Source organism: Haemophilus sp. C1, from assembly GCF_001276515.1.
Lineage (GTDB): Bacteria > Pseudomonadota > Gammaproteobacteria > Enterobacterales > Pasteurellaceae > Haemophilus.
The window spans coordinates 1-9,547 of sequence record NZ_LDVZ01000034.1; the positions used below are offsets into that span (position 1 = coordinate 1).

At 35.9% G+C, this 9,547-nt stretch carries 11 protein-coding genes and 1 pseudogene; 5 read left to right on the top strand and 7 right to left on the bottom strand.

Annotated features, from left to right (window positions below; genetic code table 11):
- Positions 1 to 174: 174 nt before the first annotated feature.
- Complete coding sequence (gene gmhB / locus ABW51_RS08975) at positions 175 to 729, bottom strand: D-glycero-beta-D-manno-heptose 1,7-bisphosphate 7-phosphatase (protein ID WP_053466471.1); 555 nt, start codon at positions 727 to 729, stop codon at positions 175 to 177.
- A gap of 175 nt (positions 730 to 904) precedes the next feature.
- Between gmhB and metN the strand changes: the two genes are divergently transcribed.
- The 5 genes from metN (at position 905) to ABW51_RS09000 (ending at position 4,642) form a co-directional block, all read left to right on the top strand.
- Positions 905 to 1,942, top strand: coding sequence for a methionine ABC transporter ATP-binding protein MetN (metN, locus tag ABW51_RS08980; RefSeq protein ID WP_053466472.1), 1,038 nt, complete (start codon positions 905 to 907; stop codon positions 1,940 to 1,942).
- The gene (locus ABW51_RS08985) at positions 1,932 to 2,621 is read left to right on the top strand and encodes a methionine ABC transporter permease (protein ID WP_005629721.1); all 690 of its coding nucleotides are present in this window, start codon (positions 1,932 to 1,934) and stop codon (positions 2,619 to 2,621) included. The genes metN and ABW51_RS08985 overlap by 11 nt, the downstream gene beginning before the upstream one ends.
- Before the next feature lie 38 nt (positions 2,622 to 2,659).
- Entirely contained in the window at positions 2,660 to 3,475 is an 816-nt protein-coding gene (locus tag ABW51_RS08990; protein WP_053466473.1) for a MetQ/NlpA family lipoprotein, read from the top strand.
- A gap of 76 nt (positions 3,476 to 3,551) precedes the next feature.
- On the top strand, positions 3,552 to 4,007 hold the full coding sequence (locus tag ABW51_RS08995; RefSeq protein ID WP_048953078.1) for a DUF3290 family protein: 456 nt from the start codon (positions 3,552 to 3,554) through the stop codon (positions 4,005 to 4,007).
- Positions 4,007 to 4,642, top strand: coding sequence for a DUF421 domain-containing protein (locus ABW51_RS09000; protein WP_053466474.1), 636 nt, complete (start codon positions 4,007 to 4,009; stop codon positions 4,640 to 4,642). Before ABW51_RS08995 ends, ABW51_RS09000 begins: the two co-directional genes overlap by 1 nt.
- Before the next feature lie 217 nt (positions 4,643 to 4,859).
- On the opposite strand, the gene nusG is transcribed toward ABW51_RS09000, so the two are convergent.
- From nusG to ABW51_RS09925, 6 genes and pseudogenes are all read right to left on the bottom strand, one after another.
- Entirely contained in the window at positions 4,860 to 5,417 is a 558-nt protein-coding gene (gene nusG, locus ABW51_RS09005) for a transcription termination/antitermination protein NusG (RefSeq protein WP_053466475.1), read from the bottom strand.
- 1 nt (position 5,418) lies between these two features.
- The gene (secE, locus tag ABW51_RS09010) at positions 5,419 to 5,835 is read right to left on the bottom strand and encodes a preprotein translocase subunit SecE (protein WP_009500265.1); all 417 of its coding nucleotides are present in this window, start codon (positions 5,833 to 5,835) and stop codon (positions 5,419 to 5,421) included.
- Between the two features lie 139 nt (positions 5,836 to 5,974).
- Complete coding sequence (gene clpX, locus ABW51_RS09015) at positions 5,975 to 7,216, bottom strand: ATP-dependent protease ATP-binding subunit ClpX (protein WP_053466476.1); 1,242 nt, start codon at positions 7,214 to 7,216, stop codon at positions 5,975 to 5,977.
- Between the two features lie 8 nt (positions 7,217 to 7,224).
- Complete coding sequence (clpP, locus tag ABW51_RS09020; protein ID WP_258182720.1) at positions 7,225 to 7,836, bottom strand: ATP-dependent Clp endopeptidase proteolytic subunit ClpP; 612 nt, start codon at positions 7,834 to 7,836, stop codon at positions 7,225 to 7,227.
- Between the two features lie 96 nt (positions 7,837 to 7,932).
- Positions 7,933 to 9,231, bottom strand: a complete 1,299-nt coding sequence (tig, locus tag ABW51_RS09025) for a trigger factor (RefSeq protein ID WP_053466477.1) — start codon at positions 9,229 to 9,231, stop codon at positions 7,933 to 7,935.
- A 232-nt stretch (positions 9,232 to 9,463) separates the two neighbouring features.
- Positions 9,464 to 9,547, bottom strand: a pseudogene (locus ABW51_RS09925) (hypothetical protein); the annotation flags it as partial.

A 9,547-nucleotide genomic window follows, 5' to 3' on the forward strand; every position in this document is an offset into this window, starting at 1 on the left:
AGCAAAAAACAACGACGCACGTGGAAACTTAAATACTTCACAACAGTGCGTCGTTGTGTCCGGTGCATTATAGGGATTTTCAAAACCCTTGCAAGTACTTTTTGTAAAAATATTTAAAAAAATGATCTTTTGATTAAAGTACAAGCGATTAGAGCAAAATATAGATCTTTTTGGCTATTTTTTTAAGCGTTTTAAAATTCTAGGAAGGTCAACGATAGAATCTAATACATAATCTGCAATTCCTTCGCTTTCCTCCGTTATTGCTTTACCAGTACGAACTAATACGTTCATTTTCACTTTCGCGCCAATTCCCGCTTTTAAATCTTCAACTTTATCTCCAACCATAATAGATTGCGTAGGATCAATCTTTAATTCTTTGATCGCTTGCAATAGCATTCCCGATTTAGGCTTCCGACAATCACAATCTTCTTTATATTCGCCCTTTCCCTCAGGATGATGTGGACAATAGTAAATACCATCCAAATCCACATCTTGTTCAGCTAACGACCAATCCATCCATTCTGTCAGCTGTAAAAACTGATCTTCAGAAAAATAACCACGTGCAATGCCCGACTGGTTGGTCACTAATACCAACATATATCCCAGTTTCTTTAATTCTCGCAATGCCTCAATCGCACCCTCAATAAATTTAAAGTTATCAATTTCGTGTACATAACCATAATCAATATTTAACGTGCCATCGCGATCTAAAAAAATAGCCTTATTCATTCTCTTACCTTTTATATATATTAAATTAAGGAAAATTATCTATTTAATCCAAAGGATTAGCAAATATAAGTCATAACTAATCTGTCTAAAAAAGATAATCTGACATATTGACATAGCAATCTAGACATCTAGAATACCAAAACAGATTTAAAAACAATAAATAAAAAGGGCTTATATGATTAAGCTAAATAATATTACGAAAATTTTTGAGCTACCGAACAAAAAATTGACTGCGCTTGATAATGTTTCGTTGAATATCGAAAAAGGTCAAATCTGTGGCGTAATTGGTGCATCTGGTGCAGGAAAAAGCACATTAATTCGCTGTGTGAATTTATTAGAAAAACCGACAAGCGGTTCCGTTATTGTTGATGGCGTAGAATTAACAGGACTTTCTGATCGAGAATTAGTACTTGCTCGTCGTCACATTGGAATGATTTTTCAGCATTTCAATTTACTAAGTTCTCGCACCGTATTTGAAAACGTGGCATTACCCTTAGAATTGGAAAGTATGCCAAAAGCAAAAATCCAAGAAAAAATTACCGCACTTTTAAATCTTGTTGGTTTAAGTGAAAAACGTGATGCTTACCCAAGCAATCTTTCGGGTGGGCAAAAACAACGTGTAGCTATTGCTCGCGCCTTAGCCAGCGATCCTAAAGTCTTATTATGTGATGAAGCCACTAGCGCATTAGATCCTGCAACGACACAATCTATTCTTAAATTATTAAAAGAAATTAACCGCACTTTAGGTATTACGATTTTATTGATTACTCACGAAATGGAAGTTGTTAAACAGATTTGTGATCAAGTTGCTGTTATTGATCAAGGTCGCCTCGTTGAACAAGGTACTGTCGGTGAAATTTTTGCAAACCCTAAAACAGAATTAGCACAAGAGTTTATTCGTTCGACCTTCCACATCAGTCTACCTGATGAATATTTGGAAAATCTTACTGATACGCCGAAACATAGCAAAGCGTATCCAATTATCAAATTTGAGTTTACGGGTCGCTCAGTTGATGCGCCGTTACTTTCTCAGGCATCAAAAAAATTTGGCGTGGAGCTCAGTATTTTAACCTCGCAAATTGATTATGCTGGGGGCGTCAAATTTGGTTATACCATTGCTGAAGTAGCAGGCGATGAAGATGCTATTACACAAACCAAAGTTTATTTAATGGAAAACAACGTGCGCGTGGAGGTGCTTGGTTATGTTCAATGATTTTTTGGCAACATTCAGCCAGCAATTAACACCTCAAATGTGGGGTGTTGTCGCAACCGCAACTTATGAAACTATTTATATCAGCTTTGCATCTACTTTACTTGCCGTAGTAGTCGGCGTGCCTGTTGGTGTATGGACTTTCTTAACTGGAAAAAATGAGATTTTACAAAATAACCGCACTCATTTTGTGTTAAACACGATTATTAATATTGGGCGTTCCATTCCATTTATTATTTTGCTCTTAATCTTATTACCTGTAACACGTTTCATCGTAGGAACCGTATTAGGTACAACGGCAGCAATTATTCCATTAAGCATTTGTGCGATGCCATTCGTTGCTCGCTTAACTGCTAATGCATTAATGGAGATTCCAAATGGTTTAACCGAAGCTGCTCAAGCAATGGGAGCTACTAAATGGCAGATTGTTCGTAAATTCTATTTACCAGAAGCACTACCGACACTCATTAATGGCATCACGCTTACGCTAGTCACTTTAGTTGGTTATTCTGCAATGGCGGGAACACAAGGCGGCGGTGGCTTAGGTAGCCTCGCTATCAACTACGGCGTATATCGCAATATGCCTTATGTCACTTGGGTGGCAACCATTATTATTGTGCTATTCGTTATGATTAGCCAAAAACTCGGCGATACACTGGCTAAAAAAGTGGATCATCGTTAATTAAACACAACTCTTAACTTAAACAGGAAGGAAATCCTATGAAATTAAAACAACTTTTTGCAATCACTGCAATCGCATCAGCTCTCGTTTTAACAGGCTGTAAAGAAGACAAAAAACCTGAAGCTGCACCACTTAAAATCAAAGTCGGTGTGATGTCTGGCCCTGAGCACCAAGTTGCAGAAATTGCAGCAAAAGTCGCTAAAGAAAAATATGGTTTAGACGTTCAATTCGTTGAATTCAATGACTACGCATTACCAAATGAAGCTGTATCTAAAGGTGATTTAGATGCAAACGCAATGCAACATAAACCTTATTTAGATGAAGATGCAAAAGCGAAAAATTTAAATAACTTAGTCATCGTGGGTAATACTTTCGTCTATCCATTAGCGGGTTATTCTAAAAAAATCAAAAATGTGAATGAATTACAAGAAGGTGCTAAAGTTGTTGTTCCTAACGATCCAACAAACCGTGGCCGTGCATTAATTCTTCTTGAAAAACAAGGTTTAATCAAATTAAAAGATGCAAATAACCTTCTTTCAACTGTATTAGATATTGTTGAAAATCCGAAAAAATTAAACATCACTGAAGTAGATACTTCTGTTGCGGCACGCGCATTAGACGATGTTGATTTAGCTGTAGTAAACAACACTTATGCGGGTCAAGTAGGCTTAAATGCTCAAGATAACGGTGTATTTGTAGAAGATAAAGATTCTCCATATGTGAACATTATCGTTTCTCGTACCGATAACAAAGACAGCAAAGCTGTTCAAGACTTCGTAAAATCTTACCAAACAGAAGAAGTTTACCAAGAAGCTAAAAAACACTTTAAAGATGGTGTTGTAAAAGGTTGGTAATTTCTACCGCACTTTCACGCATTATGAAATCCCTTGCTCTGCAAGGGATTTTCTTATCTAAGCTTGGGATATTTTTATGTCTTTTTTTACTTATTTCTATTTAGAAAACCGTATGTATTTTCAAGATTATTTTAAATACATCGCAATTTTTACTTCACTTGGTGCGCTTCTGTTAGTAACAAGTTTATATCTTCGCCATCGTTTAGAAACCAAATACCGAGATCTCAGTATTATTTTTCTGCTTTTAATTATTCTCTTACTTGGTATTCAATATAATCAATATGAACAAAATCAAGTATATGCAAATGATACTTCTCGCATTGTTACATTTTTGAACTCAGTAAAAACATCACAAAATTTACAATTTGAGGATCTACGAGTAAATAACCAGAAAATTACAAATGGTATGATCTTAAATATTAAGGATAAATACTATCAGGTAAATTTTAATAATGATTTTACTGCTTACACACTCTCTGAAATCAATTTAGTCAACCCGAATATCAATATTATTGATAAGGAAAATAAATAATGGAAAGTTATTCATTTCTTGCTATAAAACTTACAATGGGCATTATTGGTCTTATTTTACAAATTAATTTAATGGGTAAGGGAAACCTTGCTCCAACATCAGCGATGGATCAAGTACAAAATTATGTACTGGGCGGTATTATTGGAGCTGTCATTTATAATGACAATATCGGCATACTACAATTTTCCCTTGTTCTCATTTTATGGACGTTATTAATTTTTACGCTACGTTTTATCAAAAATCATAACCGATTTGTAAAAAATATTATCGATGGAAGCCCAGTTTGGGTAATTTTAGATGGCAAAGTACAAACTAGTGAATGTATGAAAAATGGTATCTCAGCCCACGATTTAATGTTTAAACTCCGTGCAGCAGGCATATATGAAATCTCTACTGTAAAACGAGCTGTACTTGAACAAAATGGGCAACTATCAATCATTCAATACGGAGATGAAGATTTACGCTATCCATTAATTATTGATGGGCAAATTGATTACGGTATTCTTGATATCATTAATCGGGATGAAAATTGGGTTCATTCAGAATTAGATGCCAATAAACTAACCGTAAACCAGGTATATATTGGTGAATATTTGAATGGTCGACTAATTACACATCTTTATGAGCACAACTAACAATAATAGAAGTCATCGTCATAACATGCTATCAATCTACCTTATTGATAAACACCTTCTTGAAAAGAAAAATATTGAAGAAAGTGAGAAAAAAATTTAAAAATTTGAGCCCTGTAAAAATACAGGGCTCAATATTTATAAGTTAATTTATGAACTATCCAAATTTATGGAAACAGATCAAAGTGCGGTAATTTTTTTAATTATCCTTAATCAAGGATTAATGTATTTTTTCTACTTGACCAAATTCTAGTTCAACTGGTGTTGCACGACCAAAGATTGATACAGAAACTTTTAAGCGACCTTTTTCATAATCTACTTCTTCTACTGTACCATTAAAGTCTGCAAATGGACCTTCCGCCACACGAACTTCTTCACCAGGATGATACTCATTGCGGTGACGAGGTTTATCTGTAGTCTGTTCTAATCGATTTAAAATAGTATCAGCTTCTCGTTTAGAAATTGGCGCTGGTTTATCAGGTGTACCACCAATGAATCCCATAACACGCGGAACACTTTTCACCAAGTGCCATGTTTCATCATTCATTTCCATTTCTACGAGCACATAGCCAGGGAAAAACTTACGTTCGCTTTTACGACGTTTACCTGCAACATTCTCAACAACTTCTTCTGTTGGAACTAACACTTCACCAAATTGCTCTTCCATTTGTTGCTGTTTAATGTATTCACGCAAAGTTAAAGCCACTCGGCTTTCAAAACCAGAAAACGCCTGTAATACATACCAACGTTTTTTTGATACAGTTGTTTCTTCAGTCATTTTAGAATCTCAAATCAGTTAAGAAATTAATTACTGTGACAATAATCGAATCTGTCGCCCAGAAAAATAAGGATGCAATGATTGTTACCCCAATTACGATTAATGTAGTTTGACGCGCTTCTTGGCGACTTGGCCATACCACTTTTTGCGCTTCTATTTTTGAATCTTTAAAGAATGTACGAGCTTTTGTACCTTGATTAGTAATTGCTGCAAATGCAAATGCAATCACTAACGCAATGACGACACCTACTACACGAATAGGTAATGAATATACTTTTTGGAAATAAACATTACCAATTGCAGCCGCCGCAAAAAAGACCGCGACTAAAATCCAAAGAAGGGTATTTAATCCTTTAGATTTACCTTCTACCACCGTCTCTGGTGCATTTTTCTTTTTATCAACAATTTCAGTTGCCATAAATTGAATCCGTTATTTACTTAGGAAAATAAGAATAAAGTTATAAGAACGTGCGATTGTAGCATTTTCTTTTCGCCTTGCCTATTGAAAATCACCAAGCAAAATAGAAAACATAAGGAAAAACAACCGCACTTTCCTATTAAGGATGATATTCTAATTTTGGAGCCGTATTATCTACAATGGTGCTTTCATCCACGACTACTTTACGTAAATTTTCGATAGATGGTAAATCATACATCGTATCCAGCAATACAGCCTCGACAATAGAACGTAAACCACGCGCGCCAGTTTTTCTTTCAAGCGCTTTCTTCGCCATTGCTTTTAAAGCTTCTGGAGTGAATTCTAACTCCACATTTTCAAGTCCAAATAAAGCTTGATATTGTTTAGTTAAGGCATTTTTAGGCTGTGTAAGAATTTGCACAAGGGCTTCTTCATCTAATTCACTTAGTGGAGAAATCATGGGTAAACGCCCAATAAATTCCGGAATTAAACCAAACTTCATTAAATCATCTGGTTCTACTTGACGGAATAATTCAGAAAGAGACTTTTCTTCTTCATCCTTTTCTACTTTCGCACTAAAACCGATACTCGTACTTGTTTGTGTACGTTTACTGATAATTTTATCTAATCCAGCAAATGCGCCACCACAGATAAAGAGAATTTTTGAGGTATCCAATTTCACCATTTCTTGCTGTGGATGTTTACGACCGCCTTGGGGTGGAATAGACGCTACAGTACCTTCAATAAGTTTTAACAATGCTTGTTGTACACCTTCGCCAGATACATCTCGAGTAATTGATGCGCCTTCCGATTTACGACTAATTTTATCAATTTCATCAATATAAATAATGCCTTGCTCCGCTTTTTCAGTATTATACTCACAATTTTGTAAAAGCTTTTGTAGGACATTTTCTACATCTTCACCCACGTAGCCAGCCTCAGTCAATGTTGTCGCGTCAGCCATCGCAAACGGCACATTTAAGCGACGAGCTAATGTTTGAGCAAGCAATGTTTTACCACTACCTGTTGGTCCAATAAGCAAGATATTACTTTTACCGAGCTCAACATCGTTATTTTCATGATTAGTTCGTAAGCGTTTATAATGATTGTAAACTGCGACAGAAAGCACTTTTTTCGCATAATCTTGGCCAATAACATAATCATCTAGATGAGCACGAATTTCGTGAGGAGTTGGTAATTTCTCCTCATTTTCTGCCGCACTTTCGTCTACACTTTCATCATTACTTTCTTCAAGCATTGAATGACAAAGTTCAATACACTCATTACAAATATAGCCGTCTGTACCAGCAATTAATTTATCTACTTCGCTTTTTTCTTTTCCGCAAAAAGAGCAATGTAAATCTTTATCTTTGTCTGACATGTGTTTCCTTAACGTTTAATTAAAACTTCATCAACTAAACCATATGCTTTGGCTTCTTCAGCTGACATAAAGTTATCGCGATCTGTATCTTTCTCAATTCGTTCGATACTTTGCCCAGTATGGAATGCTAGACGATCGTTTAAGGTGTGTTTAATTTTCAAAATTTCTTGTGCATGAATTTGAATATCGGATGCTTGACCACGGAAACCACCCAAAGGTTGGTGAATCATCACACGCGCATTTGGTAACGCTGCTCGTTTGCCAGCAGTTCCGCCAGCAAGCAAGAATGCGCCCATTGAGCATGCCTGACCGATACAAAGTGTACGAATATCTGGCTTAATAAATTGCATTGTATCGTAAATAGCCATACCTGCGGTCACAGAACCACCGGGAGAGTTAATATAGATATTGATATCTTTAGTTGGATCTTCAGACTCTAAAAAAAGCAGCTGAGCCACAATGAGATTTGCCATACGATCTTCCACTTCACCACTTAGGAAAATCACACGCTCTTTTAATAAACGGGAATAAATGTCGTATGAACGCTCGCCACGCGAAGTCTGTTCAACAACCATAGGAATTACACTCATTTTCTTACCTTTTTCTCTAAAATTACTAATTATTTTACTCTAAATAACCTATAAATAAAAATGCGGTCGCTTTTGTTAAAAAGAGCGACCGCACTTTTATTCAATCATAATGATATTAATTAATCATTATGCCTGTGGATTCATAATTTCATCAAATGAAGAAACTTTTTCAGTCACTTGTGCTTTAGCAAGTACTGCATCCACTGCTTGTTCTTCTAATACTACGTTACGAATATTGTTCATTAACTCTTCGTTTTTACTATAGTATTCAACAACCTCAGCTGGTTGCTCATAAGCTGATGCAATATCTGCAATCATGGCTTTAGCGCGTTCTTCATCAGCTTTTAATTCATTAGATTTAATCACTTCAGAGAATAATAAACCTACTTGAACACGACGAGTTGCTTCCACTTCAAATAATTCACGTGGTAACTGTGCAGCTTGTTGTGTATTGCCACCAAAACGTTGAGCCGCTTGATTGCGTAATACATTAATTTCTTCTTCTACAGCAGAAGCTGGCACTTCAATTGGATTTTGTTCAATTAAGCCGTTGATTACTTGTTGTTTAACACGTGAAACTAATGCATTTTTCAATTCACGTTCCATATTCTTACGAATTTCTACACGTAAATCCGCAACAGATTTAGTATTCGGACCGAACTTAGCAACAAACTCATCTGTTAACTCAGGTAACACCATGTTTTCTACTTTTTTCAAGGTAATTGCAAATTTTGCCGCTTTACCTTTTAAATTTTCAGCATGGTATTCAGCAGGGAAAGTTACATTAATATCAAATTGCTCACCTGCTTTATGGCCTACGATACCATCTTCAAAGCCAGGAATCATACGGCCTTGTCCCATAAATAATACGAAGTCAGATGCTTTACCACCTTCAAACTCTTCGCCATCTGCAGAACCAACAAAATCAATAGTTACGCGATCATCTGCTTTTGCTGCAGAGTCCGTTTCTGCCCAAGTTGCTTGTTGTTTACGTAACACATCAACCATTTTATCAATATCAGCTTCTGTGATTTCAACAGTTGGTTTTTCAACTTTAATATTCTCTAAACCTTGTAATTTAACTTCTGGATAAACTTCAAAAGTTGCGGTAAAAACTAGATCTTTACCTTCTTCAAAAGTTTCAATACCAAAAGTTGGACGGCCTGCAATATTAATCTTTTCTGCAATCACAGCATCAAAAAAATGACGTGGTAATAAATCGTTTAATACATCTTGACGGATTGATGCACCAAAACGTTGTTCGATGATCTGTGCAGGAACATGACCTTTACGGAAACCATCTACGCGCACATTTTTTGATGCGCGTTTAAATTCTTCACGAACTGTTTTAGATACAGTTTCAGCTGGAACGGTGATCGCTACACGGCGTTCTAAACCTTGAGTTGTTTCAATATTTAATGACATTTGTTACCTCAATTAATTTGCACTCGGTAAAAATCCACACCGAACACGTTTGTTAAATAAAATAAGACGCTCAATTATAGCGAAAGAAATGTAACCAGTCGATAAAATACTGATTAAAAAATCACATTTTGATAACTTTCAAATATTACCTATAAACAAAAAGTGCGGAGAATTTTCCCCGCACTTTTCTTTTGTCTTCTCTCTGCCTTTAAGGCATTTAAGAATACATCAATTATTTGATGATTTTCGCTACAACGCCAGCACCTACTGTACGGCCACCTTCACGGATTGCGAAACGTAAACCTTGGTCCATCGC

What these genes read in the sequence shown, in the direction of transcription:
- nusG (WP_053466475.1), bottom strand. Translation starts at nt 5,417, where the DNA reads ATGACTGAAGAAACAACTGTATCAAAAAAACGTTGGTATGTATTACAG.
- ABW51_RS08990 (WP_053466473.1), top strand. Translation starts at nt 2,660, where the DNA reads ATGAAATTAAAACAACTTTTTGCAATCACTGCAATCGCATCAGCTCTC.
- ABW51_RS08985 (WP_005629721.1), top strand. Translation starts at nt 1,932, where the DNA reads ATGTTCAATGATTTTTTGGCAACATTCAGCCAGCAATTAACACCTCAA.
- clpX (WP_053466476.1), bottom strand. Translation starts at nt 7,216, where the DNA reads ATGTCAGACAAAGATAAAGATTTACATTGCTCTTTTTGCGGAAAAGAA.
- ABW51_RS08995 (WP_048953078.1), top strand. Translation starts at nt 3,552, where the DNA reads ATGTCTTTTTTTACTTATTTCTATTTAGAAAACCGTATGTATTTTCAA.
- metN (WP_053466472.1), top strand. Translation starts at nt 905, where the DNA reads ATGATTAAGCTAAATAATATTACGAAAATTTTTGAGCTACCGAACAAA.
- tig (WP_053466477.1), bottom strand. Translation starts at nt 9,231, where the DNA reads ATGTCATTAAATATTGAAACAACTCAAGGTTTAGAACGCCGTGTAGCG.
- gmhB (WP_053466471.1), bottom strand. Translation starts at nt 729, where the DNA reads ATGAATAAGGCTATTTTTTTAGATCGCGATGGCACGTTAAATATTGAT.
- secE (WP_009500265.1), bottom strand. Translation starts at nt 5,835, where the DNA reads ATGGCAACTGAAATTGTTGATAAAAAGAAAAATGCACCAGAGACGGTG.
- ABW51_RS09000 (WP_053466474.1), top strand. Translation starts at nt 4,007, where the DNA reads ATGGAAAGTTATTCATTTCTTGCTATAAAACTTACAATGGGCATTATT.